30 protein-coding genes and 1 other annotated feature are annotated in these 26,104 nt (G+C 36.4%); of the genes, 20 read left to right on the top strand and 10 right to left on the bottom strand.

The window, feature by feature from the left end:
* Positions 1 to 160 precede the first annotated feature (160 nt).
* Together hisIE and hisF are read right to left on the bottom strand one after the other, a co-directional pair.
* The gene (gene hisIE / locus V6256_RS09610) at positions 161 to 784 is read right to left on the bottom strand and encodes a bifunctional phosphoribosyl-AMP cyclohydrolase/phosphoribosyl-ATP diphosphatase HisIE (RefSeq protein WP_341597995.1); all 624 of its coding nucleotides are present in this window, start codon (positions 782 to 784) and stop codon (positions 161 to 163) included.
* A complete protein-coding gene (hisF, locus tag V6256_RS09605; protein WP_341597994.1) occupies positions 781 to 1,554 on the bottom strand; it encodes an imidazole glycerol phosphate synthase subunit HisF in 774 nt (257 codons plus the stop codon). Before hisF ends, hisIE begins: the two co-directional genes overlap by 4 nt.
* Before the next feature lie 327 nt (positions 1,555 to 1,881).
* On the opposite strand from hisF, the gene V6256_RS09600 reads away from it, so the two are divergent.
* The 14 genes from V6256_RS09600 to msrA all read left to right on the top strand — a co-directional run bounded on the left by V6256_RS09600 (position 1,882) and on the right by msrA (position 13,202).
* A complete protein-coding gene (locus V6256_RS09600; protein ID WP_341597993.1) occupies positions 1,882 to 2,367 on the top strand; it encodes a DUF2878 domain-containing protein in 486 nt (161 codons plus the stop codon).
* A complete protein-coding gene (locus V6256_RS09595) occupies positions 2,368 to 2,922 on the top strand; it encodes a chalcone isomerase family protein (RefSeq protein ID WP_341597992.1) in 555 nt (184 codons plus the stop codon).
* Positions 2,915 to 3,475, top strand: coding sequence for a DUF3833 family protein (locus V6256_RS09590; protein WP_341597991.1), 561 nt, complete (start codon positions 2,915 to 2,917; stop codon positions 3,473 to 3,475). Before V6256_RS09595 ends, V6256_RS09590 begins: the two co-directional genes overlap by 8 nt.
* Before the next feature lie 61 nt (positions 3,476 to 3,536).
* The gene (locus V6256_RS09585; protein WP_341597990.1) at positions 3,537 to 4,088 is read left to right on the top strand and encodes an LON peptidase substrate-binding domain-containing protein; all 552 of its coding nucleotides are present in this window, start codon (positions 3,537 to 3,539) and stop codon (positions 4,086 to 4,088) included.
* 83 nt (positions 4,089 to 4,171) lie between these two features.
* Positions 4,172 to 4,798, top strand: a complete 627-nt coding sequence (locus tag V6256_RS09580) for a sigma-70 family RNA polymerase sigma factor (RefSeq protein WP_341597989.1) — start codon at positions 4,172 to 4,174, stop codon at positions 4,796 to 4,798.
* Positions 4,791 to 5,471, top strand: coding sequence for a ChrR family anti-sigma-E factor (locus V6256_RS09575; protein WP_341597988.1), 681 nt, complete (start codon positions 4,791 to 4,793; stop codon positions 5,469 to 5,471). The genes V6256_RS09580 and V6256_RS09575 overlap by 8 nt, the downstream gene beginning before the upstream one ends.
* 16 nt (positions 5,472 to 5,487) lie before the next feature.
* On the top strand, positions 5,488 to 6,447 hold the full coding sequence (locus tag V6256_RS09570; RefSeq protein WP_341597998.1) for a YbgA family protein: 960 nt from the start codon (positions 5,488 to 5,490) through the stop codon (positions 6,445 to 6,447).
* 102 nt (positions 6,448 to 6,549) lie between these two features.
* Positions 6,550 to 7,971, top strand: a complete 1,422-nt coding sequence (gene phrB, locus V6256_RS09565; RefSeq protein ID WP_341597987.1) for a deoxyribodipyrimidine photo-lyase — start codon at positions 6,550 to 6,552, stop codon at positions 7,969 to 7,971.
* Positions 7,972 to 8,034: 63 nt separating this feature from the next.
* The gene (locus tag V6256_RS09560; protein WP_341597986.1) at positions 8,035 to 8,502 is read left to right on the top strand and encodes a nuclear transport factor 2 family protein; all 468 of its coding nucleotides are present in this window, start codon (positions 8,035 to 8,037) and stop codon (positions 8,500 to 8,502) included.
* Positions 8,499 to 9,251, top strand: coding sequence for an SDR family NAD(P)-dependent oxidoreductase (locus V6256_RS09555; RefSeq protein WP_341597985.1), 753 nt, complete (start codon positions 8,499 to 8,501; stop codon positions 9,249 to 9,251). The genes V6256_RS09560 and V6256_RS09555 overlap by 4 nt, the downstream gene beginning before the upstream one ends.
* Positions 9,251 to 10,519 (top strand): NAD(P)/FAD-dependent oxidoreductase, encoded by a 1,269-nt coding sequence (locus V6256_RS09550; RefSeq protein WP_341597984.1) that lies wholly within the window; start codon positions 9,251 to 9,253, stop codon positions 10,517 to 10,519. Before V6256_RS09555 ends, V6256_RS09550 begins: the two co-directional genes overlap by 1 nt.
* A gap of 8 nt (positions 10,520 to 10,527) precedes the next feature.
* The gene (locus V6256_RS09545) at positions 10,528 to 11,328 is read left to right on the top strand and encodes a DUF1365 domain-containing protein (protein ID WP_341597983.1); all 801 of its coding nucleotides are present in this window, start codon (positions 10,528 to 10,530) and stop codon (positions 11,326 to 11,328) included.
* A 25-nt stretch (positions 11,329 to 11,353) separates the two neighbouring features.
* Complete coding sequence (locus V6256_RS09540; RefSeq protein WP_341597982.1) at positions 11,354 to 12,589, top strand: class I SAM-dependent methyltransferase; 1,236 nt, start codon at positions 11,354 to 11,356, stop codon at positions 12,587 to 12,589.
* Positions 12,590 to 12,701: 112 nt separating this feature from the next.
* Positions 12,702 to 13,202, top strand: coding sequence for a peptide-methionine (S)-S-oxide reductase MsrA (msrA, locus tag V6256_RS09535; protein ID WP_341597981.1), 501 nt, complete (start codon positions 12,702 to 12,704; stop codon positions 13,200 to 13,202).
* A 47-nt stretch (positions 13,203 to 13,249) separates the two neighbouring features.
* Here msrA and hisA read toward each other — a convergent pair whose 3' ends face one another.
* From hisA to V6256_RS09500, 7 genes are all read right to left on the bottom strand, one after another.
* Positions 13,250 to 13,990, bottom strand: a complete 741-nt coding sequence (gene hisA / locus V6256_RS09530; RefSeq protein ID WP_341597980.1) for a 1-(5-phosphoribosyl)-5-[(5-phosphoribosylamino)methylideneamino]imidazole-4-carboxamide isomerase — start codon at positions 13,988 to 13,990, stop codon at positions 13,250 to 13,252.
* 1 nt (position 13,991) lies between these two features.
* Entirely contained in the window at positions 13,992 to 14,591 is a 600-nt protein-coding gene (gene hisH, locus V6256_RS09525) for an imidazole glycerol phosphate synthase subunit HisH (RefSeq protein WP_341597979.1), read from the bottom strand.
* Positions 14,588 to 15,658 carry a bifunctional histidinol-phosphatase/imidazoleglycerol-phosphate dehydratase HisB gene (gene hisB, locus V6256_RS09520; protein ID WP_341597978.1) on the bottom strand — a complete coding sequence of 357 codons (1,071 nt, stop codon included), beginning with the start codon at positions 15,656 to 15,658 and terminating at the stop codon, positions 14,588 to 14,590. Before hisB ends, hisH begins: the two co-directional genes overlap by 4 nt.
* 9 nt (positions 15,659 to 15,667) lie before the next feature.
* Positions 15,668 to 16,738, bottom strand: a complete 1,071-nt coding sequence (gene hisC, locus V6256_RS09515) for a histidinol-phosphate transaminase (protein ID WP_341597977.1) — start codon at positions 16,736 to 16,738, stop codon at positions 15,668 to 15,670.
* Positions 16,739 to 16,802: 64 nt separating this feature from the next.
* Positions 16,803 to 18,098 (bottom strand): histidinol dehydrogenase, encoded by a 1,296-nt coding sequence (gene hisD / locus V6256_RS09510; protein ID WP_341597997.1) that lies wholly within the window; start codon positions 18,096 to 18,098, stop codon positions 16,803 to 16,805.
* A gap of 14 nt (positions 18,099 to 18,112) precedes the next feature.
* Positions 18,113 to 19,009: an ATP phosphoribosyltransferase gene (hisG, locus tag V6256_RS09505; RefSeq protein ID WP_341597976.1), complete on the bottom strand. Its 897-nt coding sequence runs from the start codon at positions 19,007 to 19,009 to the stop codon at positions 18,113 to 18,115.
* A 24-nt stretch (positions 19,010 to 19,033) separates the two neighbouring features.
* Positions 19,034 to 19,147 (bottom strand) — a sequence feature (His leader region).
* A gap of 148 nt (positions 19,148 to 19,295) precedes the next feature.
* A complete protein-coding gene (locus V6256_RS09500; protein WP_341597975.1) occupies positions 19,296 to 19,457 on the bottom strand; it encodes a DUF2986 domain-containing protein in 162 nt (53 codons plus the stop codon).
* 203 nt (positions 19,458 to 19,660) lie between these two features.
* Here V6256_RS09500 and V6256_RS09495 point away from each other — a divergent pair, with 203 nt between their 5' ends.
* The gene (locus V6256_RS09495; RefSeq protein ID WP_341597974.1) at positions 19,661 to 19,828 is read left to right on the top strand and encodes a hypothetical protein; all 168 of its coding nucleotides are present in this window, start codon (positions 19,661 to 19,663) and stop codon (positions 19,826 to 19,828) included.
* 382 nt (positions 19,829 to 20,210) lie between these two features.
* Here V6256_RS09495 and V6256_RS09490 read toward each other — a convergent pair whose 3' ends face one another.
* Positions 20,211 to 20,594, bottom strand: a complete 384-nt coding sequence (locus tag V6256_RS09490) for a nitrous oxide-stimulated promoter family protein (protein WP_341597973.1) — start codon at positions 20,592 to 20,594, stop codon at positions 20,211 to 20,213.
* Between the two features lie 79 nt (positions 20,595 to 20,673).
* On the opposite strand from V6256_RS09490, the gene yoaA reads away from it, so the two are divergent.
* The 5 genes from yoaA to V6256_RS09465 all read left to right on the top strand — a co-directional run bounded on the left by yoaA (position 20,674) and on the right by V6256_RS09465 (position 26,065).
* On the top strand, positions 20,674 to 22,596 hold the full coding sequence (yoaA, locus tag V6256_RS09485; protein ID WP_341597972.1) for a DNA repair helicase YoaA: 1,923 nt from the start codon (positions 20,674 to 20,676) through the stop codon (positions 22,594 to 22,596).
* Between the two features lie 47 nt (positions 22,597 to 22,643).
* Entirely contained in the window at positions 22,644 to 23,354 is a 711-nt protein-coding gene (gene tsaB, locus V6256_RS09480; protein ID WP_341597971.1) for a tRNA (adenosine(37)-N6)-threonylcarbamoyltransferase complex dimerization subunit type 1 TsaB, read from the top strand.
* A gap of 119 nt (positions 23,355 to 23,473) precedes the next feature.
* Entirely contained in the window at positions 23,474 to 24,277 is an 804-nt protein-coding gene (locus V6256_RS09475; RefSeq protein ID WP_341597970.1) for a hypothetical protein, read from the top strand.
* A gap of 200 nt (positions 24,278 to 24,477) precedes the next feature.
* Complete coding sequence (gene pyrD / locus V6256_RS09470; protein WP_341597969.1) at positions 24,478 to 25,488, top strand: quinone-dependent dihydroorotate dehydrogenase; 1,011 nt, start codon at positions 24,478 to 24,480, stop codon at positions 25,486 to 25,488.
* Between the two features lie 25 nt (positions 25,489 to 25,513).
* The gene (locus tag V6256_RS09465) at positions 25,514 to 26,065 is read left to right on the top strand and encodes a cell division protein ZapC domain-containing protein (protein ID WP_341597968.1); all 552 of its coding nucleotides are present in this window, start codon (positions 25,514 to 25,516) and stop codon (positions 26,063 to 26,065) included.
* Positions 26,066 to 26,104 lie beyond the last annotated feature (39 nt).

Here is a 26,104-nt window from a genome sequence, read left to right as displayed (position 1 = left end):
ATAAGTTATTTTAGCAAGTAAAATAGATCAGTTAATTAGTGTGATTGGTATTATATAAACCTAGTTAATAGAAGTGCCTTTATTGACTAGGGAGTAGATATAAAAAACCCTTTAATAGCTTTACTATTAAAGGGTTTTAATTTTTAAATAATAAACTTTATTATTTAGTGTGGCGCTCTTTTAGTTTATTAGCAACATCTGCTAAAGATAAGCCTTCATTTTGTAATAAAACAGTCAAGTGGTAGATAAGATCAGCACTTTCACAAGTTAATTCATCCATATCTTGCGCCATTGCGGCTAAAGCAACCTCAACACCTTCTTCACCGACTTTTTGAGAGATACGTTTTGTGCCACGTGCATATAAGCTGGCAGTATAACTGCTTTTAGGATCTGCACCTTTACGGCTTTTGATGACTTCTTCTAAGTCAGAAAGGAAGCTTAATGCAGGGTCTAATTCACCTTTAAAGCAAGTTTCTGTACCAAGATGACACGTTGGACCAATAGGATCTACGATTGCTAATAGCGTATCGTTGTCACAATCAGAACAAATTTCTACTACATTTAAGAAGTTGCCTGATGTTTCACCTTTACACCATAAGCGCTGCTTAGTACGGCTGAAAAAAGTCATTTTTCCAGACTCTAGGGTAGCGGCTAGTGATTCTTCATTAACGTAACCTAGCATTAATACTTTTCCAGACGTTCTGTTTTGAACGACTACAGGCATTAAGTTATCTACTTTTGCCCAATCTAATGCTTTTAGTTGTTCTTCTTTCATCAAGCTCATAATCTGATCTCTACCTTTTCTGTTTTTAGGTAAGATTTAAGCTCACCTATATTTATTATTTGTTTATGGAACACACTGGCTGCTAGGGCTCCATCAACGTCTGCTTTGTTAAACACATCAGCAAAATGCACCATTTCACCTGCACCGCCAGAAGCGATTAAAGGTACATTACAAATTGCACGTGCTTGGCTTAACTGGTCAATATCATAACCACAACGAACGCCATCTTGATTCATTACATTTAAAACAATTTCACCTGCGCCGCGCGATTGAACTTCTTTAATCCAATCAAACGTATTCCATTTAGTGGTAACTGTTGCGTGCTCGTTACCAGTAAATTGCTTAACCTGATGCTGTCCGGTCTCTTCATCAAAATATGAATCGATACCAATAACAATACATTGTGTACCAAACTTTTCAGCTAATCGATTGATTAAACTTGGGTCGGCTAACGCAGGGCTATTAATTGATACTTTATCAGCACCAAATTCTAAAATACGACGCGCGTCTTCTTCAGTTTTTATACCGCCAGCGACACAAAATGGAATGTCGATAACTTCAGCAACACGACTTACCCAACTTTTATCGACTACGCGAGCATCTGAGCTGGCTGTAATATCATAAAATACTAGCTCATCTGCACCTTCTTCTGCATAGCGCTTTGCTAAAGGCACGATATCACCAACAATTTCATGATTCCGAAATTGTACACCTTTAACGACTTGTCCGTCTTTAACATCTAAACAAGGGATTATACGTTTAGCTAACATAAGACCTCATGAATAATTGATTGGATTGATTTAACATTTTTGCAGGCCCTGAATTGATTGGCTTATAAATTATACAATGTGTATTGGCTATAAGCATAAGTGACTGTAAATATTATTGATTGATTATATTTTATTATATATTCAATCAGCAATGGTTTGTAGGGCTTATCTGTTATTAAATAACATTTTTATTTAATGTTTTTTAACAAAAATAAAAATACTTTGCTTTTGTAGAGCTATAACACAAAGAATTTGTGATCAATTAAGATCTAAATCCTTTCATCGACGTATTATCTCCTATTAAAGGAATTTATAAGGAATACATTGATGTTAATTAATATGCTTGGATTTAACTTAGTTTGGTTTGGCTTAGTATACTGGGGTAATTGCTTTATCCCCATTGCAATTTTTCTAATCTGTGTTCATTTAATCAAGTTATCTCATTTTAAATATGAAATGAGACTGGTGTTGTTGGTCACTGTATTAGGTAGCAGTATTGATAACATTCTCACTTTTCTACATGTATTTCAATTCGATAACACACATTTCACACCTTTATGGTTAGTCGTTTTATGGGCAAGTTTTGCTTGTACTTTATGCCATAGCCTACGCTTTTTAGATAACAGCAGGGTGATGCAACTGTTGATAGGAGGCTTAGTGTCGCCACTAAGTTATATTGCAGGTCATAAATTAGGTGCAGTTAATTTCTCCTATTCAATGGTAATGACTTACAGCCTGTTGGCTGTTATCTGGGCTGGTCTTTTTTATCTGTTTTTTTCATTAAAAATATTTTTAAATTGTAAGGAGAAATAAATGAATAAGGTCATCGGTATTGTTATAGCTATAGCTATTTTTTTAGGGAATGCAGTGGCTAAAGAGGTTGCACAACCACCTGTATGGCAAAAAACTTTAACCAATGAGGTAACAAAAACCGATTTTAAGATGGTTGGAAACGCTACTTTTTCTTATCTATTATGGGATATTTACGAGAGTTATTTATCGACTCCTTCAGGGAAGTTTTCTTTTGATGAAAATCAGGACTTACTTTATAAAATACAATATCTGCGAAATATTAAAGCTGCGGATCTAGTCGATGAAACAGAAAATCAATGGCAGAAAATTGGGTTGAACAAACAACAATACACAACGTACTTGTCACAATTAAAAAGTATCTGGCCTGATATAAACAAAGGTGACAGTCTCACTTTAGTGGCGAAGGGCAGCTATAGCGGTTTTTATTATAACAATACTTTTATAGGGCAGATAAACGACACTCAGTTTGCACAAGTATTTATGAGTATCTGGCTTTCAAATGAAACTACTGAACCTAATATTAGAAAACAACTTCTAGGGGAATCTAATGAATAAATCAGCAATGTGCTTACTACTTTCAAGTTCATTTTTAGCGAGTTGCTCGGTGAATGTTGATCAATATGAAGACAGCGATAACAACTTTGACCTGCAATCTTATTTTGATGGCAAACTGATCGCTTGGGGAGTAATACAAAATCTAAATGATAAAGTGACAAGAAAGTTTTGTGTGGAATTGGATGGCCAATGGGAAAATAAGAAAGGCTTACTTGTTGAAAAATTTTATTTTGACGATGGTGAGATAAGTTATAGAAATTGGCATTTAACTGAGACTACACCTAATCATTTCACTGGCACCGCTGAAGATGTCGTGGGAAGTGCAATTGGCCAGCAGCAAGGAATGGCATTTAATCTCCAATACACATTAAAACTACCCGTCGATGACACCACTTATGAAGTGGCAATGGATGATTGGATGTATCAAATAGATGAGTATCGGATTGTTAATAAAACAAGTATTTCTAAGCTTTCTGTCAATGTAGCGAACGTGACGATATTTTTTGATAAGCAATTACCATTAAACACCTGTCTTGACTTCAATAATCGATGAACTTTATTGTCACTTGTCTCGTATAACACTTTATAAACTCACTAACGACAAAGGTAAATTAATGAGTCATAAAAAAATTAACCTGCCAATCTTTCCATTAAGCGTATTTCTTTTACCAGGAGGAATTACGCGACTTAGAATTTTTGAGCCAAAATATTTAACCATGGTGAGTTTATCAAGTCAGTTAGGCGGGTTTATTCTTTGCAAAGAAAATAACGGTTTTCATTGGGGCAGTTGGGTTGAAATTATCAACTTTAATCAAGATAGCCACGGTGTTTTAGAAATAGATATCCAATGTAAAGCCTTAGTAAAGATTACTAGTACTTATAGCGATGACAGCAAATTAACTTTCGCAGAAGCGCATACCTTTGAGCATTGGTCAACAAATCAGTCATCCAACGCATCGGCTGAATTAACAGATTCATTGAATGATGTTATAGAAAAGCATGCCTTATTGAAAAGCCTTTATCAGAACAATTTGAGTGATAACCCTTACTGGGTTGTTTCTAGATGGCTAGAATTATTACCGATTGATTATAATACCAAAAGTAGATTTATTGATGATTCAACTTATTCTGAGGCAAAGCAGTTAGTACATTCGGTTATCTTTTAATGTTAAGTTTTTTTACAAAATAAGTGATCTTTTTAAACTATGCTCACGTATTAGTACTCAGAGTCCAATATTGAGAATTAATTATGGCCACAACACAAAGTAAATTGCCAATAAATCATAGCCATGTTAAACCTATCACTATGAATAAAGAAATAGATCACAAACAACTTAGTGAATGGCTTCAAGCAGTTGCAGATAAACGATGTAAAGTCTCGTTTACACACCTGTTCAAATTCTTCTCACCTAAAATACAACGTATTGCCAAGAGTAAGTTCCCTAATGAATGTCAAGCAAATGAAGTTGTGCAAGACACCATGAACAATGTGTGGCGTAAAGCGCATTTATTTGATGCTTCAAAAGGGGCTGCGACCACTTGGATTTATACCATTATGAGAAATATCACTTTCGATCACTTGCGAAAAATTCAGAGCAATAGAGAAGATAACTTGAGCGATGATATTTGGCCAATGGTCGAAAGTGTTCAAAATGAAGAAGATACCTTTGAAGATCATTTACAAAGCAAACAGCTTTTACGCGTCATAGAAACATTACCTGATGCACAAAAAGATGTTTTAAAAGGTTTTTATTTACTAGAAATGTCACAAGAACAACTTGCAACACATCTAAATCTTCCTCTCGGTACGATTAAATCTAGACTTCGATTAGCGTTAGCTAAATTGAAAGTCCAATTAGGAGAAGATAATGATTAAACATCATCCTACATTCGAATTACTGCAATCTTACGTTAATGGCGAACTACCAGCATCGCTGGCTATCGGTGTCAGCATACATGCAGAGTTATGTGCAGAATGTCAAAAAACCATCGCATTATTAACAGAGCAAGTTGCTGAACAAGCTTTTGAAGCTGAAACAGATGTCTCGGTAAATGAAATTGATACTAACGATGAAGTTGTTGATGATATTTTTGAATTAATGATGCAGGAGATAACGGCTTCAGATCAATATGACGAAGTCATTGAAGTTGCGCCAAGAAATGTTACTTTTAGAGGTGACACTTTTGAGTTACCAACAGCATTAAGTAATGTTGATATCGGTTATTCAGCAAATATTGGTAAGCTATCTCGTTCGCGTATTAAGTTAGATGAAAATGAGATACACACAAATTTATTACATATTAATCCAGGTGGTGGTGTGCCATCGCATACACACAAAGGTTTTGAACTAACTGTGTTGTTAGACGGTTCATTTAGTGATGACCAAGGCGAGTATACAAAAGGTGACTTCATTATGTTAAACGGTGAGCATACTCACTCGCCAATCTCTGTGAACGGTTGTTTATGTTATACTGTGGCTAACGATGCTTTACATTTTACGCATGGTATTAATAAACTATTAAACCCAATTGGTAATTTTATATATTAAGTTAATGGAGTAAATGATGATTTTTTCGGTTAACAAGGAAGAGATAAAAATTGGTATTAGTTCTTGCCTAATCGGCCAGAAAGTGCGATTTGATTCGAGTAATAAACCATCACGTTTTTGTATTGATGAGCTTTCTGATCATGTTGAGTATGAACCATATTGTCCAGAAGTCGCGATTGGTTTACCGATACCAAGGCCAACCATTCGTCAAATCAAAAAAGATGACCTAATTCATGTTGCGAGACCAGATGGCTCTGGTGATGTTACTGAAGAACTAAAGCAGTATGGTAAAAGTATTGCTGAACAGACTAAACATTTAAGTGGTTATGTTTTTTGTGCGAAAAGTCCAAGCTGTGGCATGGAGCGTGTTAAAATCTATACTCCTGAAGGCAACTCATTAACGTCTGATGGTGTTGGTGCTTATGCAAAGGAAATTATGGAAGCAAATCCATTATTGCCTTGTGAAGAGAATGGCCGCTTAAATGACATGCATATTAGAGAAAACTTTGTTGCACGTATTTACGCTTATAAACATTGGCAAAAAGTCAGCGAATCAGGGTTAACTATTCATAAGCTAACAACTTTCCATAGTCATTATAAATATACTGTAATGAGTCATAACTTGGTTGCTTACAAAAAACTAGGGCAGTTACTTGCTGATGTAGATATACCTTTAGCTGAAAAGGCTGAGCAGTATATAAGCGGTCTAATGGATGCACTTAAAATTCAAGCGACGCGTAAAAACCATGTTAATACATTGACTCATATTCAAGGTTATTTTTCTAAACACCTCACCGCAGAGCAGCGTAAAGAGTTGTGTGAGCAAATTGATGGTTACCGATTAGGTTTATTACCTTTGATTGCTCCTTTAACCTTAATCAATCATTATTTAATGCAATATCCCAAAGAGTATTTGAAAGGGCAGTCTTATCTTTCCCCGTATCCTGATAGCTTAAGGTTAAGATACGCTTATTAATATTGTTAAAGCTAATCTTTATCCTCCCTCATAATACCAAGACTATTTATAACGTCATTCATTACGAATGACGTTATCTTATTAGAAAGTAAGGAACTTATAGTGTCTTCTAACAGCCCACTCCTTTGGTTTAGAAATGATTTAAGAACCAATGACAATCCAGCTCTGCATTACTTTTATCAACAACTTGACCCTAAACAGAAAGCCAATGCAATCTATTTTATCTCAGAAAAACAATGGCGAAATCATGATTGGGCAACTATTAAAATTGACTTTATTAAACGTCATTTAAAAGCTTTAGCAGCTGAGTTAGCGATTAAAAATATTACCTTGCATATTGTTGAGGTCGATGATTTTGAGGCGCAAGTGAGTTACTTGAAAGAATACTGTGTTAATAATCAAGTAACTGATGTGTACGCTAATAGTGAACTCGAATATAACGAACAGCAACGTGACAAACAGTGTCTAGAGGTCGATATTCCGTTAACGCTTTTTGAATCTGATGTGATTGTTCCAAAAGGGAAGATTGTCACGCAAACGGGTCACATGTATAAAGTATTTACACCGTTTAAACGCGCATGGGTGAAATATGTGCGTGATAATGGTTACCAATATTTAGGGGCTCCTTGGACTAATCAACATCAATTAAATGAAAAATCGTTATTGGAGCAAGTATCAGGTGATGCATTAGCTGTCTCAATCGATAATAGCTCTGAGAAATGGCCTTTGGTTTATGAGGTAACAGAAAAAGTGTTACCGCTATTCTATAAACTAAAAGTTAAAAACTATAAAAATGTTAGAGACATTCCTTCAGTAAAAGGGACCAGTGGTATATCTCCCTACTTAGCGATTGGTGCGTTAAGTCCAGTTTATGTGTTGAAAACATTGTTGGATAAGTTTCCTGATATCTTGATCTCAAGTGATAGTGATGAGTTTACTTGGCTAAATGAGATAATTTGGCGCGAATTTTATCGCCACTTACTATTTGATCAGCCTCGTTTATCTAAAAGCTACTGTTTTAATGATAAATATCAAGGTGTTAAATGGCATTATGATGAAAAATTATTTACTGCGTGGTGTGAAGGAAGAACTGGCTACCCGCTCGTTGATGCTGCAATGCGACAGCTGAATGAAACTGGCTGGATGCATAACCGGTTGCGAATGGTCGTTGCTAGTTTTTTAACTAAACACCTGCTCATAGATTGGCGTTTAGGTGAAAAATATTTTATGCAGCATCTTATTGATGGCGACCTAGCTTCAAATAATGGTGGCTGGCAGTGGGCTTCTAGTACAGGCTGTGATGCTCAACCTTATTTCAGAATATTTAATCCGATTACTCAAAGCGAAAGATTTGATCCTAAAGGTACATTCATCCGTAAATATATACCAGAACTAAGCAAGTTACCGGATAAGCAAATACACTTTCCTCACAAGTATATTAAGGAAAATAGGTTATCGGTATATTGGCCTGCTATTGTTGAACATAAACAAGCAAGGTTGGATGCATTGGCATTTTATAAATAAGACGGTTAACTCTCACAGTATTAATCGTCAGGTAGAAATAATATCTGAAGGATGGGATACAAGATGAGTCAACAACATACTTTAAATCAACCAAATACTAGCCAATTACCCGATTGGCTAGCTAACTTTATCCGTGTTTATGAGAAATTAGGCACAGATAACCTCTCACTGTTAAACTCTATTTACGATTCAGATATCCATTTTCAAGATCCTATGCATGAATTGCAAGGCATTGATGCACTCGGAAAATACTTTGATAGCTTATATACCAACCTTAGTTATTGTCATTTTAAAATCGATAATGTGATACATGATGATCAGCAAGCAGCGCTTTATTGGACAATGGCTTATCAACACAACAAACTTAATCACGGTAAAGAAGTGATTATTGAAGGCAGCTCTAAACTTATATCGAATGGTGAGAAGGTGATTTCACACCGTGATTATTTAGATTTAGGTGCCATGCTATATGAGCAAATTCCAGTAATAGGTAAATTAATCACTTGCATTAAAGCGAGGGCTTCTAAATGATAGAAAAACAAAAAAATTACGACAGTAAGCAAGTAAAACAAGTACTTATCACTGGTGCGACTTCTGGCATTGGCAATGCTTTATTTAAACAGTTTAGTGCACAAGGTGATGCTGTGATTGCCTGTGGTCGAAACCAAACTGAACTAGATAAACTGTCACATCTGGCTGCACAGACTTGCCGTTTTGATATAACAGATAAGCAACAAGTAAAAGATATTGCCGAGCAAATACAAACATTAGATATGCTTATCTTGAATGCAGGTAATTGTCGTTATATTGATGACGCTAAGCAGTTTGACGGTGAACTATTTAATGATGTGATTAATACTAATTTAGTCTCTGTTGGTTGGTTATTACAATATTTACTGCCTAAGGTAAAAAAAGGTGGGCAAGTAGTGATAGTTAGTTCCAGCGCAACATTAATGCCTTTCCCAAGAAGTGAAGCTTATGGAGCCTCTAAAGCTGGTTTAGACTATTTAGCTAATAGTTTACGACTTGATTTAAAAAAAGAAAACATTGCTGTGACACTTGTCCATCCAGGATTTATCAAAACACCTTTAACCGATAAAAATGATTTTAACATGCCGTTTCTTTTAACCAGTGATGAAGCTGCTAGTCGGATCATTGATGCGGTGAAGAAAGGTAAAAAATATGCTCACTTTCCAAAAAGATTAACTTTATTACTCAAATTATTTTCATATCTTCCGGACTGTATTTGGCAAAAAATAGTGATTAAGGAACAACATTAATGAAAAATATTGCAATTATCGGGTCTGGTGTGTCAGGTCTAACAGCGACTTATTTATTGTCTAAAAAGCACAAAGTTACCGTATTTGAAAAAGAGCCTATTATCGGTGGGCATACTGCTACAGTTGATATCGAAAAATCTGGAAAAAAATACGCCATTGATACCGGCTTTATTGTTTTTAATGATAGAACCTACCCAAACTATTTAGCCTTATTAGATGAAATAAATATCGGTAAACAAGCAACAGAAATGAGTTTTTCTGTTCATAATTGTAAAACTGGCTTGGAATATAATGGACACACGTTAAATACATTGTTTGCGCAAAAGCGTAATATCTTCAAACCACATTTCTGGAAGTTAATTAAAGAAATTATTCGCTTCAATAAAATGTGTAAACAGATATATCAAAACAATGTGTATACACCGGGATTAACCTTAGGGCAATTTTTAACCGACAATCATTTCAATACTTTTTTTGCTGAACATTACATATTACCGATGGGTGCGGCTATTTGGTCAAGCTCATTGACACAAATGGAAGAGTTTGAATTTAGGTTTTTTGTTCAGTTTTTTCAAAACCATGGTCTTTTAAACATTAAAAATAGACCGCAATGGTACGTAGTTCCTAACGGTTCTCGTAGTTATCTTGCTCCTTTATGTGAACCTTTTAAAGATAAGATAGAGGTGAATGCCAATATTAAAAATATCACCCGTAACAAAGGAAAAGTTCAAATTAACTTCAAAGATTCACAAGCGCGTGAATTTGATGAAATTGTGATTGCCTGTCATTCAGATCAAGCCTTGGCATTACTTCAGGATCCTAGTAAGCAAGAACAAGCTATTTTATCGCGCATGCCATACAGTAAAAATTCAATTATTTTACATACAGATACCCGTTTATTACCAAATAGAAAAGCCGCTTGGGCGAGTTGGAATTATCAATTAAGTGATGACAGAGATAAACCTGCTAGTGTTACTTATAATATGAATATCCTGCAAGGTATAAAAAGTGAACATACATTCTGTGTTACGTTAAACCAAAAACAATCAATTAAACCCGAGACTATTTTACGGGAGTTCACTTATTATCACCCAATATTCTCGACTGAATCGATTGATGCTAAGAATCAACGCTATCAAATTTGTGGTAAAAATCATACACACTTTGCAGGCGCATATTGGCACAACGGCTTCCATGAAGATGGCGTAAGAAGTGCTGTTGAAGTAGCACAACGCTTTGATTGTTACCTTGATGCATTTAAGAAGTGAAGAAAGTTATGCAATTATCAATAGAATCAGCATCAAAACAGCCTTACCAAGGTTCCGCTATTTATACCGGTAAGGTCATCCATAATCGCTTTACTCCTAAAAAGCATCGTTTTGATTCGAGCTTATTTATGCTTGCACTTGATGTTGCAGAGGTAGAGAAAAGCCAAGAAAGCCAAGGTGTTTTTGGTTTTTCCTGGTATCACCCTTTGCGTTTTGTTCAAAAAGATTATATTAAAAGTGAACCTAAGTTATTGTCACAACGTATAAAAGACAAAGTAATCTCATTAGGTGGTCACGCTGATATTGAGCGCACTTTAATGTTAGTGCAGGTAAGGTGTTTTGGCTTGTACTTCAGTCCGGTGAACTTCTACTTTTGTTATGATAATGCTGATAATTGTACACAAATGTTGGCAGAGGTAAGTAACACACCTTGGAATGAAAGACATTATTATTTAGTTGATTTAAAAGAAAAAAATACTGATTTAGTGACTAAAAAAGTTTTCCAAGTTTCGCCATTCATGGACATTAATATGAACTATATCTGGCATATTAATGCTCCTGAAAAAGAAACAGATAAATTATTAGTTAAGATACAAAATCAGCAAAAAAATAAACTTTCAGATGAATATGAAAAAGTATTTGAAGCTGGTTTAGTATTAAGAAAAAAAGCATTTAATAAGAAAAACCTATTTAAGTCCTGGGTAAAGATTCCTGTTATGACAGGGAAAATAGTGATCAGCATTTATTGGCATGCTTTAAGGTTATTTTTAAAGAAAGTACCATTTATCGGTTATCAAAAAATTAGTTAAATCATGGAATTCTTTGGAGAATAAAATGGAAGAAATACAAAATGTTGCGTTAAATAATACCAGTAGCTGGTTTGATAAACGTTGCCGTAATCTAGTGCATTCTGTGTTATCAAAATTAACTTATGGAAAATTAGAAGTTGTTGAGTCAACCCAACATCATATCTTCCCAAGCCAACCACAAACTGATAATCCTGATTTAATTGAAGGAAAAATTCAAATACACGATTTAAGCGTGTATCGTGACTTTGTGAAAGGGGGAAGTATTGGGGTGGCAGAGGCCTTTATTGCAGGTAAGTGGAGCAGCCCTAATTTGACTAATGTGATCCGTATTTTTGCAAAAGCGCAACAACAAACAGATCAATTAGACTCAAAAAAGTCTTTATACAATACAATAAAAAATAAATTATTTCATAAGCATAACCGTAATACACAATTAGGTTCAAAACGAAATATTCTGGCGCATTATGATCTCGGTAATGAGTTATATACGCGCTTTTTAGATCCGAAGATGATGTATTCCTCTGCTATTTATCCATCACCGACAACCTCTTTGGAATACGCTCAGTTATATAAACTGCAGACTATTTGTGAACGTTTATCTCTAAAAAGTACTGACCATTTATTAGAAATAGGCACAGGTTGGGGCGGTCTCGCGATTTATGCTGCACAACGTTATGGTTGTAAAGTCACTACAACAACAATTTCAGATGCACAATATGAATACGCTCAAGAAAAAGTCAATGGTTTAGATCTACAAGACAAGATTACACTTCTTAAAAAAGACTATCGGGAATTAACCGGTAGCTTTGACAAAGTTGTATCGATAGAAATGATTGAAGCGGTTGGATACGAATTCCTTCCAAGTTTCTTCGAACAATGTAATGCTCGGCTAAAGCCTGGCGGTAAGTTATTAATTCAATCGATTACCATTGCTGATCAACGTTTTGAACATTATAAAAACAACGTCGATTTTATTCAAAAGTATATTTTCCCAGGCGGTTTCTTACCTTCAGTAAATGTACTCAGTGAGCAAATTACTCATAACACAGATCTTGTGATAGAACATTTACAAGATATCGGTCTTGATTATGCAAAAACATTGGCAGATTGGAGACAGGCTTTTTTAGCTAACTGGAATGAATTGACTCAATTTGGTTATGATCAAGAATTTAAAAGATTATGGTTATACTATTTTGCTTATTGTGAAGGTGCATTTTTAGAAAGATCAATCAGCACTGTACACCTTGTCGCGAGAAAATAGCTAACAGGGTTATTGGTTGATAAATTGATATAAAGTCTAATACTAAGAATTGAAAACAGGATTATTTACTTTATACTCAGTTGCTTATCATTAAGTTTTATAGGAATAAATAATGAGTGAAGAAAGAGCAGTATTAGCGGGCGGATGTTTCTGGGGAATGCAGGATCTGATTCGTAACTTAGAAGGTGTTAAATCTACTCGTGTTGGATATTCTGGCGGCGAAGTTGAAAATGCAACCTATCGTAATCATGGAAACCATGCTGAATGTATCGAAATTATCTTTGATAATGAAGTGATTAACTTTCGTAAAATTCTTGAGTTCTTTTTTCAAATTCACGATCCATCAACGGAATTAAGACAAGGTAATGATTTAGGTGCGTCTTACCGCTCTGCAATCTATTACACATCGGAAGAACAATTAGGCGTTGCTCAAAAAACCATTAAAGATGTCGATAATTCTGGTTTATGGCCTGGTAAAGTAGTGACTGAAGTTGAACCAGTAGGGGATTTCTGGGAAGCTGAGCCTGAACATCAAGATTATTTACAGCGTTTGCCAGAGGGGTATACATGCCACTTTGCACGTAAAGATTGGGTATTACCTTCAAGCGATTAATAGCAATATCAACTACCGTGGCAGCACGGTAGTTGAATCTAAGTCATTTATTTAGCGTTATTCCAACATTCAATTGACTCAGCGACAGTAAACTTACCTTCCAGTAAAGCACGACCTACTATCATACCTTGTGCACCAGAGCGTGCTACATCAGCAATATCGTCCAATGAACCAATACCACCAGATGCTTGCCAGTTCACAGAAGGGAAAGCTTCAACCATCTCTTTATATAAGCTGACATTTGAGCCTGTTAATGTGCCATCTTTTGAAATATCAGTACACAGCACATGTTTAAGGCCAACTTTCATGTAAATCTCTAATAAAGATTCAATCGTTTGACCACTGTCTTCTTGCCAACCAGATACAGCAACAATTTTATTACCCTGTGCATCAATATTAATGTCTAAGGCTAATACAATATGTTCAGGACCGTATTTTTCCATCCAACCGGCAACCATTTCTGGTTGTTTAACGGCTGTTGAACCAATAACAACACGGTGTGCACCAGTATCTAAAAGACCTTTTACATCTTCTTCAGTACGTACGCCACCGCCGACTTGTACTTTTGCCGGTGTGTTTTTTATTAGGCTTTCTATCACTGATAGTTGACGCTTAGTAATATCCTTCGCACCATCTAGATCAACTAGGTGTAACCAATTTGCACCTTGCTCATTATAGATAGTGTATAAACTTTGTGGATCATCGCTATAAACGGTTTTTAGCTCGTAATCACCTTGGTATAAACGAACTACCTTTCCGTCGATAAGGTCTAATGCTGGAATGATCATGTTAAAGCTCCAAAAAGTTTTTGATTAATTGTGCGCCAGCTTTACCAGAGCGCTCTGGATGAAATTGCACACCGTAAAAATTACCTTTGTTAACTGCTGCTGTAAAAGGCGTACCATAATCACAACTCGCAATCGTATTCTCATTAACAGGTAATGCGTAGCTATGTACAAAATAAAAATAACTGCCTGCAGGAATATCTTTAAATAAAGGTTCGTCTAATTTAGGGGTGATTTGGTTCCACCCCATGTGTGGAGAACGTAATGGACTAACATCCATCTCTTCAACGTTACCATCAACCAAGCCTAATGTTTTAATAACAGCTTCATCACCAAAACCTTCTTCACTGCCTTCAGCAAGCATCTGCATACCTAAACAAATACCTAATACAGGCTGTGTCAGTTTTTTAATCTCATCAACAAGTTCTCTATTAATAAGATTATTCATCGCTTCTTTAGCTGTTCCTACACCAGGTAAAAACAATTTATCAGCTTTCTGTAATACGTCAGGGTCTTTACTGACGATAACATCATAACCTAAACGCTCAATAGCGAAGCGAACAGATGATAAGTTGGCACAGCCAGTATCAATAATTACTATCATAAAACACCTTTACTTGATGGAAGATCAGTACCGATAACTTGGATACTTTGGCGTAAAGTACGACCAAAGGTTTTGAATAAACCTTCAACCATGTGATGAGCATTACCATTTTCTACTTCTAAATGTAGAGTGGCGCGCATCGCCTGTGATAATGAATAGAAGAAATGTTCAACCATTTCAGTTGACATTGTTCCAACCAATTCACGTGGAAAATCAGCTTTAAATTTAAGGAAAGGGCGGCCAGATAAATCTAAAGTACAACTCGCTTTTGTTTCATCCATTGGTAAAACAAAACCAAAACGACCAATACCACGTTTATCACCTAATGCTTTATCCAATGCATCGCCTAGTGCAAGCGCAGTATCTTCTACACTGTGATGATCGTCTATATGCAAGTCGCCTTTAACGCTGACATTCATTTGGAAACCACCGTGAGTAGCAATTTGATCTAGCATGTGGTCAAAGAAGCCCATACCTGTATCAATTTTGTTCTCACCGGTTTTATCTAAATCAACAAAAACATTAATGTCAGTTTCTTTTGTTGTACGAGTAACAGAAGCAGTACGACCGCGAGATGTTAATTGGTGAACGATATCTTTCCAGCCATTGGTTTCTTTATTGTAAAGAATACCAGTTATTGCCATGTTTTCTGCTAGGCCAATATCAGTTTGGCGGTCACCAATCACATAAGAGTTTTTATGATCGATGCGTCCAGATTGTAAATACTCTTTAACCATACCTAGGTGTGGTTTACGACAATTACAATTGTCTTCTGGAAAGTGCGGACACAGCAGTGTTGATTCAAATTTAACACCTTGTGAAGCAAATATATCCATCATTTTATTTTGTGGAATATCAAAATCACTTTGTGGGTAGCTTTCAGTTCCTAAGCCGTCTTGATTAGAAACGATCACTAAAATAAAACCGGCATCCTGGAGTGCTAATAAACTTGGAATAACATACGGTTCGAAAACTAATTTTTCTAAGCTATCGACTTGTTTATCACTAATAGGTTCATCGATTAAAGTACCATCACGATCGATGAATAGAAATTTTTGTGTGCTCATTTTGTTTCCCTACAGTGAGTTTAAAGTGGTTAATGTTCTTTTCATTTCATCACTATTGCCAATAGTAATGCGTATACAATTTTCTAAGCGTGGTTTATTGGCAAAGTCGCGCATGATGATGCCATCATCTGCAAATGCTTTGAATACCAGCGCTGAATCTTTAAAGCGTGCTAAGACAAAGTTACCTGTTGTTGGAAAAACTTCAACAACACAATCAAGTTCAAGTAAGGCTTTACTTAATACTTGACGGTTATTATTCAACACAGCAACGCGATCTCGCATTATTTCTAAACCTTGCGCAGATAAAGCTTGCTCAGCAATTTGCGCTACCGGCCCTGATACAGGATAGGGTGCAATAACCTTAGCCATCATTTCAATTACAGATTTTTGTGCAAGTGTAAAACCACAACGAATAGATGCCAAAGCAAATGCTTTAGAAAGCGTTCGCGTGATAACAAAGTTTTCATGTTGGTCAATCAGCTTTGTTAATGTGAATTCAGGGCAAAACTCAATATAAGCTTCATCTGCAACAATTAAGGCTTTACCTTCAGTAGCGGTTAGTAATTTAGCAAGTTTTGCTTTATCTAACATGTTGCCCGTTGGGTTATTAGGCGCGCATAAAAATACGACCTTAATTTTACCCTGTGAGGCTAATACGGCTTCTTCTACAGCTTGGTAATTAACATCAAAGTTATCTTGCAAAGCAACTTCTTTGATACCAACACCACATGTCTCAGCACTAATAGCATACATACCGTAAGTAGGAGGGCAGATTAAAATGCTATCGACTTCTGACTCACAAAAAGTTCTGATTAATATTTCAATACTTTCATCCGCACCACGCGTTGTTAATACTTGATCCTGTTGAAGATTGACATAGGCAGCATAAGCATTAATCATTTGCGGAGGTTGAAATTCTGGATAACGATGAAGGTGTGATGAATCAAGCTGATATTGACTACAGTCAGGTGCTTCATTTGCATTTAACCACACATCCCCACGGCCACCGATACGGCGAGCTGATAGGTAAGGTGTTAATGCTTGGACAGTTTTTCTAGCTAGTGTTTGAATCGTGCTCATCGGTGTTTCCCTAACTAAAGCCTGAATACACTATTCAGGCAATGGTATATCGCTATTATTATACTTATTTTTGTTGGTTTAACTTATCCATACGAATGGTAACGGCACGTTTATGCGCAGTTAATCCTTCAGCAGCTGCTAAACAAGTTACCGCTGGCGCAAGATTACGTAAACCTTGTTGCGTTAACTCTTGAACTGTATAGCGTTTAACAAAATCAGCTAAACTTAGGCTCGAATAGGTTTTGGTGTAACCGTATGTCGGTAATACGTGATTAGTGCCACTTGCGTAATCACCAACGGATTCAGGTGTCCAAGCGCCTAAAAATATAGAACCAGCATTCTTCAGCGCAGGTTGCAATTCGCGTGGTTTATCTGTTTGAACAATTAAATGTTCAGGCGCATAACGGTTAGAAATTTCTACTGCTTGCTGAATATCTTCACAGACGATACTGACACTATTAGCAATGGCTTTTTCAGCAATTTCACGGCGCTCTAATACCGCTAATTGTTTTTCTATCTCTTGTGCCGTTTGCGCAGCGACTGCTTCACTCGGTGTTACTAGGATAGTCTGAGAGTCATGACCATGCTCAGCTTGCGATAGTAAGTCTGAAGCGATAAACGCAGGATCTGCATTTTCATCAGCAATCACTAATACTTCAGAAGGTCCGGCAGGCATATCAATAGCAGCACCAGCAAAATCATTACTCACTTGGCGTTTAGCTTCAGTTACAAATGAATTACCAGGGCCAAATATTTTATCAACAGCTTTAATCGTTTCTGTGCCATAAGCTAAAGCAGCAATCGCTTGCGCACCACCAACTGAATAAATCTCAGTGACACCACAAAGCGAAGCAGCATACAGGATTTCATCAGCTAAAGGCGGTGGCGAACATAATACTAATCGAGAACAACCTGCAATTTGTGCAGGTGCGCCTGTCATAATAACTGTTGATGGGAGTGGGGCACTGCCACCAGGGATATACAAACCAACGGATTCAATTGCTTGTGTATGTAACTCACACACAACACCCGGCATTGTTTCTACACGGATAACATCCATTTCTTGCGCTTTATGAAACTTAACAACTTGCTCATAAGCCACTTTAATTGCACTTTTGATATCACTACCAAGACGGTCAGTTGCTTGCTCAATATCAGATGCTGTTAATGTAAAATTGTCACTTTCAAGCTTGTCAAAACGCTTTGTGTAATCAAGCAGTGCTTGATCGCCATTTTGACGAATATTATCGATGATATCAGTCACCGTAGTCGACAACCCTGCAGAATCTGCCATTGCTGGGCGTGATAACAAGTTAGACTGTTGTTCTGGCGATAATTGTTTCCAATCGACTGTTTGCATTCCCATAGTTTGGGCTACTCCATCATTTTTTCAATAGGTAATACTAGAATTGAGCTTGCACCAAGTGCTTTTAATTGCTCCATCGTTTCCCAGAATAGGTTTTCTTTACTTACTACGTGTAATGCAACGTGATCCGTACTACCTGCTAGCTCCATTACCGTTGGTAAATCAGAACCTGGTAATAAATCTGAAATTGCTTTCAGGTTTGATTTTGGTGCATTCAACATGATGTATTTAGACTCTTTAGCCGTTTGTACACCGTCGATACGGGTTAGAATTCGATCAACAAGTTCTTGTTTTTCGCCTGTTAGTGGTTCATCACGTTGCATTAGTACAGCAGTAGAGCGGTAAATAACTTCTACTTCTTTCAAGCCATTTGCTTCAAGTGTTGCACCTGTTGATACTAAATCACAGATTGCATCAGCTAATCCAGCACGTGGAGCAACTTCAACTGAACCCGTTAGCATACATGAAGTATATGGTACGTTTGCTTCTTCCATAAAACGTTTCAGGATATGTACATAAGTTGTTGCGATACGTAGGTTCGCTAATGACTGAACACCTTGGTAATCAAAATCGTTATCTACTGCGATAGAAAAACGACAATCACCAAATGCTAACTCTTTAACAACTTTATGTGAGGTCGGTTCATTCGCAACTTTACGCATCATGCTTTCTTCTTCAAGCACGTTTTGTCCAATAAAACCAAGGTCAACGACACCATCCATCACTAAACCAGGAATATCGTCATCGCGCACGCGAAGAATATCGATTGGCATGTTTTCGCTGTGTGCAATTAAACGTTGTGTGTTTAAGTTAACTTTAACTCCACAAGCTTTTAATAATTTAACTGTGTCATCACTTAAACGACCTTTCTTTTGTATCGCAATTCTTAAACGTTGTTCTGGCATTTGATTTATTTCCTTACATTCAAAACTAAAAAACCCTCGGGAGTTTTACTTCCGAGGGTTTATATTTGGGTAACCATTGGAAGCACAGTACATCTCTTCCAGAAAATCCTGAAAGATTAAGTTAAATGATGATGGTGTGCTTTCAGAATGATTTTTATCATGGTTTTTAAAACTCTTTAAATTAATTGTCACTAAGACTATCAACCTCAGCGTTAAAAGTGAAACATTATTTATAAATTTATAAGAGCTAAATAGCATAAACAATAACTAATTTACATTAATAATATTAATCAGTTGGATTAATAGTGGTTTGTGCATCTTGTTGCTCTGCCATTTTTGCTCTTTCAGCTTTTGAAACGTATTTCGGTTTACTGTCTGGGGCTAATTTAGCATTGATTTTTTTCATACGTTTTTTCAATATGCTGTTAATTTTCTTTTTACGATTCATTTTAACCCCTTTAATAATTGGCTGTATTGTAAAGATTCTACTTGTAAATTCAAATATGATTTTGATTTTAGTGGCCATTTTATTCTCAGTATTGATAGATAACGGCTAATAATGAGGTAAAAATAACTGCAGTAATCACTCAAAGTGTTTGTACGACCAAGTTACTACTATGCCAATCTAAGTAAAAATAGGATCTAATTGATTTGTCTATTACGATTAAAGTGACTCAAGATGGAGCATATAAAAAAATCGATTTTAAACTACTTGCCCGTAAGCAAATTTCATTACAAATGAAAATGCGTTTGATGGCGTTAGCACATTTTCAAAACGGCCATTCACGAACCCAAACTGCTCAGTTAGACCTAGCGTAAATAAGTGGGTGAGTAACTATCTAAGCGGAGTAGTATTGACGTTTACTTCGGGGCGGTGACTTTAGTCTCCCTGCTTGCATCAAAATAAAAAACCAAAACAAAATTCCATAGAGAAAAATGACAAAAAGTAACTAGTGAAGTCATTCTTTTATTCATAACCCTTTCGAGGTGGCTAAAAAAGGAGCCGCAGAGCTTCTCCGCGCATAATACTAAGTTGATGCTTAATTCGCCCACCGCCCCAAAGTCAGAGCAAGGTTTCTGTAAGTGAGTATACTTAGCGTAAATAAATGGGTGAGTAGCTATCTAAGCGAAGATCTCGAAGGTGCAAAATATGTGTTTTAGGGATTGATTGAAACTGATCAATTAATTTTACTGGTTGGTATTATTTATGTTTTCTTTGCTGATAATTAGATAAACCGTTAGGGATGCGTTCAGGAAACTGTTTTCTATCCTTTATAAGATGTCGAATCGTTAGAATAGGGTGTTTAAAAATCATTCTCGGGCCTGCATAACGCATAATAGTTTGTGCCTGCTGTTTATAATACGGTTTATAGCAGTGAATTGGGCAGTGTTTACAAGCAGGTTTATCTTGACCGTAAACGCATCTATCAAGTTTTTGCTGCGCGTGGCTAATAAAGTCTGTACAACTATTACACAGGGCCTGACCATGATGCGCTAAACAATATATTTCGGTCATTTTTTCAATGGTTTGTAATTCAATAGCTAAATTGCCAGATAATATACATTGCTTAGTCTTATGATTCATAACAACCTTGTTTGCTCTGTGGCAATATCAATAAAATAACGTATTATAGTTTCATTTTTTTCTAGTAGAGTTTTTTGCCTTGATAGCTTCTTTTTTCTCACCAACGGGTGCGCTTGCTAACATTTTACCTCATTTTAGAGCACGCGATGCACAAATTGAAATGGCAACTGCTATTGATCTCGCAATAAAAGAAAAATCTTCGTTAGTGGTAGAAGCTGAAACCGGCACAGGTAAAACCTTTGCATACTTAGCGCCCTCCTTATTAAATCTAGATAAAAGTGCTGGTCAAAAACTGATTATTTCAACCGGTAGTAAAGCCTTACAAGAGCAACTTTACCTTAAAGATTTGCCTTTGCTTTTAAAAGCAACTAACTTCACTGGGCATAGCACACTGTTAAAAGGGCGAACTAATTATTTGTGCAGTGAGCGGTTAAATCGTTTTATGTTAGAAACACGATTTAAACAACCTAATATGCACAGTGAACTTGTTGCTATTAAAGATTGGTCTCTTAGTACTAATACCGGTGATATTGCGGAGGTCGATAACCTACCAGAAGATGCCATGATCATTCCTTCAATTACCAGTACTAATGATAATTGCTTAGGGCGAGAGTGCCCAAGTTATGACGGCTGCTTCATTGTTAAAGCTCGTAATAAAGCAATGGAAGCCGATGTGATTGTGATTAATCATCATCTATTTTTTGCAGATTTGGCGGTTAAAGAAACGGGTTTTGGTAAATTGATACCTGATGCGGATACTTATATCTTTGATGAAGCACACCAATTACCTGATATCGCCAGTCAATATTTCGGTGAGCTCTTATCTAGTAAGCAACTGACTGAATTAGCTAAAGAGATAGACTTTGTATATCGAACGGAATTAAAAGAAGCTAAGCAAATGGCTAAAGCGGCAGAACAACTAAGAGCTGCTTCTTTGGACTTTAGGTTGGCATTTGCAATGGAAAAAGGCAGTGGCAGTTGGCGAGAAAGGTCTAAAGACCGGGCTATGCAATTGCATATTACACGACTTAGACAAGTGATGAACTTCTTAAAGCAAGTGATCACTGAGCGCTTAGGGAAAAGTGAAGTCCTTGATCATTGTTTTGAAAAAATAACCCAATACAGTTTATTATTTGAAAGATTAACAAGCGCACAAGAAAGTGGCTTTAGTTACTGGTATGACTGCACAAAGCAACATTTTTCACTCAATATAACCCCTTTAAGTGTGGCAACGCGTTTTCAAAATGAATGTGATAAGAAAAAAGCTGCGTGGGTTTTTACTTCTGCCACCTTATCTGTAAAAGGTGAATTTAAACACTTTACTCATTTATTAGGGCTTAACCAAGCCACTTGTTTACAATTATCTAGTCCCTTTAATTATGCAGCGCAGAGTTTGTTTGTTGTACCACGCTTATTACCTGAGCCGGGCACACCAGGTTTGGCTAAAGCCTTAGTGAATAGATTAGCACCAGTGATTCAAGCCAGTAAAGGGCGTTGTTTTTTCCTTTGTACCAGTCACTCGATGATGAACCAGCTTGCCGAAGGGTTTAGAGAAGCATTAACTTTACCGGTTTTATTACAAGGTGAAAAAAGTAAACAAACTTTACTAGACGAATTTATAAAGCATGGTAACTCTTTATTAGTGGCGACTGGTAGTTTTTGGGAGGGGGTTGATGTCCGAGGGCAAACCTTATCATGTGTGATCATTGATAAAATACCGTTCACTTCACCAGAAGAGCCATTGCTAAAAGCAAGAATGGAAGATGCTGAGTTAAAAGGCGGGGATCCTTTCTTTGATGTGCAATTGCCACAAGCGGTTATCACCTTAAAACAAGGTGTAGGGCGTTTGATTCGTGCAGAGCAAGACAAAGGTGTGCTTATAATTTGTGATACACGATTAGTCAGTCGTAAATATGGCAATCTCTTTCTGAATAGTTTACCTTGCATGCCCAGAACCAGAGATTTAGATAAAGCCATTAACTTTTTGTCTCTAATAGAATAAAAAACAGAATAAATAACTTTTACTACCATTTTCATATAGGCACACATATGTCATCTACGTTAAATATTTTATGCATCGATTCTTCAACGGAAGCTTGTTCTGTTGCACTGATAACTAAGCAACAAAATATACACCACCGATTCATGCTAGCGCCAAGAGAGCATACTCAAAAAATCTTACCGACTGTAGACGATGTCGTTAAAGAAGCTGGTTTAACATTATCAGACCTCGATTATATTGCTTATGGTCGTGGACCAGGCAGCTTTACAGGCGTGCGTATTGGAATCAGTATTGCTCAAGGTCTTGCTTTTGGTTTAGATCTTAAGATGGTTGGCGTCTCTACATTACAAGCAATGGCACAACAAGCTTTACAAGAAAACCCAACCTGTGAAAGTGTTTATGCGGCAATAGATGCACGTATGGGGGAAATCTACTTTGCACACTATATTAATGTTGATGGGCAAATGAGCCTACAAGGTATCGAAGTTGTTATTAAACCTGAGTTGCTTATTGAGCAACAACAAACAATCTTCGAAAACAGCATTCTAGTTGGCACTGGTTGGCAAGCCTATCCTGAGTTATTAGCACACTTTTCAGGTACATCTGTTTTATCTGAGATTTTGTATCCAAACTCATCTTTTATGCTTTCTGCCGCTGCACAATTTATTAGTCAAGGTGAAGCTGTCGAGCCTGAATTAGCGACCCCAGTCTACCTTCGTGATACTGTGACTTGGAAAAAGCTGCCAGGCAGAGAATAATAAATTTTATTTATATGAACAATCAGTACAATAAGCAACAAATAAAACTATATATACGCAAAACCTAGAAAGGTTATGCCTTAGTGCTTGTGTTTATTGTGCTAATGACTAGGAAAGTTATGTCACGTACTCTTATTTCGTTATTGGTTCTTGGTTGTAGTTATCTAGGCACATTAAACACTGTTGCTGCACAACCCTATGATATTCAATTAACAAAAAGTCAAACGGCTACTTTAGCAAGCTTAATTTGGAAAAATGAAGGCGCTGGTAAGAAGCAATTTCTCACTGTTTGGAATAAAAATGAAGCTTTTCCTTCAATGGGTATAGGCCATTTCATATGGTATCCAACAGAAGATAAAGGGCCTTACATAGAGCAGTTTCCTACCATGATTGCTTTTTTAAGTGAAAATGGAGTTCAAATTCCATCATGGTTACAAAATGCGAAAACGGCGCCTTGGAAAAGCCGAGAAGCATTTTATCAACAATTTGATCAAGCCGAATTAACTGAATTAAGAGACCTATTAGCAAAAACAACTAGTCTGCAAGCGGAATTTATCACCCAACGCCTTGAAAAAGGGATCCCGGCTATTTTAGAAGCTAGTAATGAAGAACAACAAGTGATTATTAAGCGTAATTTAGACACCTTGATTACAACGCCTGAAGGTATATTTGTTTTGTTAGATTATATCAATTTTAAAGGCGAGGGGGTCTCTGCTAAAGAACAGTATCAGGGCTACGGTTGGGGCTTGAAGCAAGTTTTATTAGCGATGCCAGAAAAAACGTCGAATAGTCTATTAAGTTTTGCGTTAGCAGCCGATGAAATTCTGACCCGCCGTGTGAAAAATGCCCCTAAAAATGAATTAAATTGGTTAAAAGGTTGGCGTGTTCGAATACATAAGTATCCAAATCTTGATATTAAATAAAGGTAATTGAATACAAATGGGCATAGCTTTTATGCTCATTACTCTGATTATTTTTTTCTTAAACGATGACTTTAATTGATCTAAGACTAAGTAATTGTTGATTTTTATTAGTTTTTGAGTTTTTTGAGTATTGATTTTTCCACTTTTTATATACAATATAAAAAATTTTGCAATAACCCCATAAATAAAAAGGTTCACATATGTTATATCGAATTATGCGTAGTTTCTTGTTCTCTTTAAACCCAGAAAAAGCGCACGATCTATCAATAAAACAGCTTAAAATGACACATGGTACTGTTTTGGATCTTTTGTATCGTCAAAAAGTACAGCAGCGCCCAGTACAAGTAATGGGACTAACCTTTCCTAATTCACTTGGTCTAGCCGCTGGTTTAGATAAAAATGCAGAGTGTATTGATGCTTTTGGTGCTATGGGGTTCGGTCATATTGAAGTAGGTACTGTTACACCTGTCGCACAACCTGGTAATCCATCACCACGCATTTTCAGAGTATTAGAAGGCGAAGGCATTATTAACCGAATGGGTTTTAACAATGAAGGGGTGGAAAACCTTATTGAAAATGTAAGAAACAGTAATTTTAAAGGTGTTATTGGTATTAATATTGGTAAAAATATCCACACACCTGTAGAACAAGGCAAAGATGATTATATTACTTGTATGGATAAAGTGTACCCGCATGCAGGTTACATCGCAGTTAATATTTCATCGCCTAACACGCCTGGATTACGTTCATTGCAATACGGTGAAGCATTAGACGACTTACTATCTTCTTTAAAAGAACGCCAATCTGCATTAGCTAAAAAGCACGATAAATATGTGCCATTAGCATTGAAAGTCGCACCAGATTTAAGTGATGAAGAAATTAAGTCTATTGCAAAATCATTATTGAAATACAAGATAGATGGGCTTATTGCTGCTAATACAACATTGGACCGTGAAATGGTTAAAGGCATGTCCCACGCGTCAGAAGCAGGTGGGTTAAGTGGCCGTCCAGTACAAAGTAAAAGCACTGTGGTTATTGCTAAGTTTGCAGCACAACTTAATGGAGAAATTCCAATCATAGGGGTAGGTGGTATCGATAGTGTTGTTGCTGCTAAAGAAAAAATAGAAGCTGGTGCGAGCTTGGTACAAATCTATTCAGGCTTTATTTACCAAGGCCCACCTTTAGTTAAAGAGATTGTTAATCATATTTAATACGAATATTAGTAAGGAGTGTTTAATGGAGTTTACACCGAAAGCTGATTGGCAATGGGTATATAATCATGATTTAGGCAAACTATCTGTCGTAACGCGTGATGACTCCTTTGCCATTGTTTATGCATCAAACATGTTACGTCTTACTGAAAGTCAAAGCTTATCTTTTACCGTTGATGATGTGACACGCTACATTACATTATTCGAAAGTGAATCTTTGGGTCATTTTGAAGAGTCACTTCGTTGTAAGATAATTTTGCATTTATTAGCGATTGATGTTTTTCATAAGCCTATTATGCCTAAGAGCTGGTTATTCCAAGAATCGCCAGTGCAGCAAATGCAATTTGCTAATGCAGAACTCGCGGTATTAACAACCACAGAGGGGCAATCAGCTAAATATATGGTGTTAGAGCAACAGGATAATTTCTGTTTATGTATGTTATTTGACGAAGAGCATGCTTTTCCTAATAATAAAAGCTTTAAACAGTTCCAATTAATCAAAGTAACAATAGATAAATTAACTCCTTGTTTAGAGTCGAAACCGCATGAGTGGATTTCGTTTCAAAATGCAGGCTAATCATTGCTTATTTAAAATTTGATATAAAAAAACCGCTAT

The sequence above is a fragment of the Psychromonas aquatilis genome (genome assembly GCF_038155185.1).
GTDB lineage: Bacteria > Pseudomonadota > Gammaproteobacteria > Enterobacterales > Psychromonadaceae > Psychromonas > Psychromonas aquatilis.
This window is presented reverse-complemented; position numbering and strand designations above follow the sequence as displayed.

What these genes read in the sequence shown, in the direction of transcription:
- hisIE (WP_341597995.1), bottom strand. Translation starts at nt 784, where the DNA reads ATGAGCTTGATGAAAGAAGAACAACTAAAAGCATTAGATTGGGCAAAA.
- hisF (WP_341597994.1), bottom strand. Translation starts at nt 1,554, where the DNA reads ATGTTAGCTAAACGTATAATCCCTTGTTTAGATGTTAAAGACGGACAA.
- V6256_RS09600 (WP_341597993.1), top strand. Translation starts at nt 1,882, where the DNA reads ATGTTAATTAATATGCTTGGATTTAACTTAGTTTGGTTTGGCTTAGTA.
- V6256_RS09595 (WP_341597992.1), top strand. Translation starts at nt 2,368, where the DNA reads ATGAATAAGGTCATCGGTATTGTTATAGCTATAGCTATTTTTTTAGGG.
- V6256_RS09590 (WP_341597991.1), top strand. Translation starts at nt 2,915, where the DNA reads ATGAATAAATCAGCAATGTGCTTACTACTTTCAAGTTCATTTTTAGCG.
- V6256_RS09585 (WP_341597990.1), top strand. Translation starts at nt 3,537, where the DNA reads ATGAGTCATAAAAAAATTAACCTGCCAATCTTTCCATTAAGCGTATTT.
- V6256_RS09580 (WP_341597989.1), top strand. Translation starts at nt 4,172, where the DNA reads ATGGCCACAACACAAAGTAAATTGCCAATAAATCATAGCCATGTTAAA.
- V6256_RS09575 (WP_341597988.1), top strand. Translation starts at nt 4,791, where the DNA reads ATGATTAAACATCATCCTACATTCGAATTACTGCAATCTTACGTTAAT.
- V6256_RS09570 (WP_341597998.1), top strand. Translation starts at nt 5,488, where the DNA reads ATGATTTTTTCGGTTAACAAGGAAGAGATAAAAATTGGTATTAGTTCT.
- V6256_RS09560 (WP_341597986.1), top strand. Translation starts at nt 8,035, where the DNA reads ATGAGTCAACAACATACTTTAAATCAACCAAATACTAGCCAATTACCC.
- V6256_RS09555 (WP_341597985.1), top strand. Translation starts at nt 8,499, where the DNA reads ATGATAGAAAAACAAAAAAATTACGACAGTAAGCAAGTAAAACAAGTA.
- V6256_RS09550 (WP_341597984.1), top strand. Translation starts at nt 9,251, where the DNA reads ATGAAAAATATTGCAATTATCGGGTCTGGTGTGTCAGGTCTAACAGCG.
- V6256_RS09545 (WP_341597983.1), top strand. Translation starts at nt 10,528, where the DNA reads ATGCAATTATCAATAGAATCAGCATCAAAACAGCCTTACCAAGGTTCC.
- V6256_RS09540 (WP_341597982.1), top strand. Translation starts at nt 11,354, where the DNA reads ATGGAAGAAATACAAAATGTTGCGTTAAATAATACCAGTAGCTGGTTT.
- msrA (WP_341597981.1), top strand. Translation starts at nt 12,702, where the DNA reads ATGAGTGAAGAAAGAGCAGTATTAGCGGGCGGATGTTTCTGGGGAATG.
- hisA (WP_341597980.1), bottom strand. Translation starts at nt 13,990, where the DNA reads ATGATCATTCCAGCATTAGACCTTATCGACGGAAAGGTAGTTCGTTTA.
- hisH (WP_341597979.1), bottom strand. Translation starts at nt 14,591, where the DNA reads ATGATAGTAATTATTGATACTGGCTGTGCCAACTTATCATCTGTTCGC.
- hisB (WP_341597978.1), bottom strand. Translation starts at nt 15,658, where the DNA reads ATGAGCACACAAAAATTTCTATTCATCGATCGTGATGGTACTTTAATC.
- hisC (WP_341597977.1), bottom strand. Translation starts at nt 16,738, where the DNA reads ATGAGCACGATTCAAACACTAGCTAGAAAAACTGTCCAAGCATTAACA.
- hisD (WP_341597997.1), bottom strand. Translation starts at nt 18,098, where the DNA reads ATGCAAACAGTCGATTGGAAACAATTATCGCCAGAACAACAGTCTAAC.
- hisG (WP_341597976.1), bottom strand. Translation starts at nt 19,009, where the DNA reads ATGCCAGAACAACGTTTAAGAATTGCGATACAAAAGAAAGGTCGTTTA.
- V6256_RS09500 (WP_341597975.1), bottom strand. Translation starts at nt 19,457, where the DNA reads ATGAATCGTAAAAAGAAAATTAACAGCATATTGAAAAAACGTATGAAA.
- V6256_RS09490 (WP_341597973.1), bottom strand. Translation starts at nt 20,594, where the DNA reads ATGAATCATAAGACTAAGCAATGTATATTATCTGGCAATTTAGCTATT.
- tsaB (WP_341597971.1), top strand. Translation starts at nt 22,644, where the DNA reads ATGTCATCTACGTTAAATATTTTATGCATCGATTCTTCAACGGAAGCT.
- V6256_RS09475 (WP_341597970.1), top strand. Translation starts at nt 23,474, where the DNA reads ATGTCACGTACTCTTATTTCGTTATTGGTTCTTGGTTGTAGTTATCTA.
- pyrD (WP_341597969.1), top strand. Translation starts at nt 24,478, where the DNA reads ATGTTATATCGAATTATGCGTAGTTTCTTGTTCTCTTTAAACCCAGAA.
- V6256_RS09465 (WP_341597968.1), top strand. Translation starts at nt 25,514, where the DNA reads ATGGAGTTTACACCGAAAGCTGATTGGCAATGGGTATATAATCATGAT.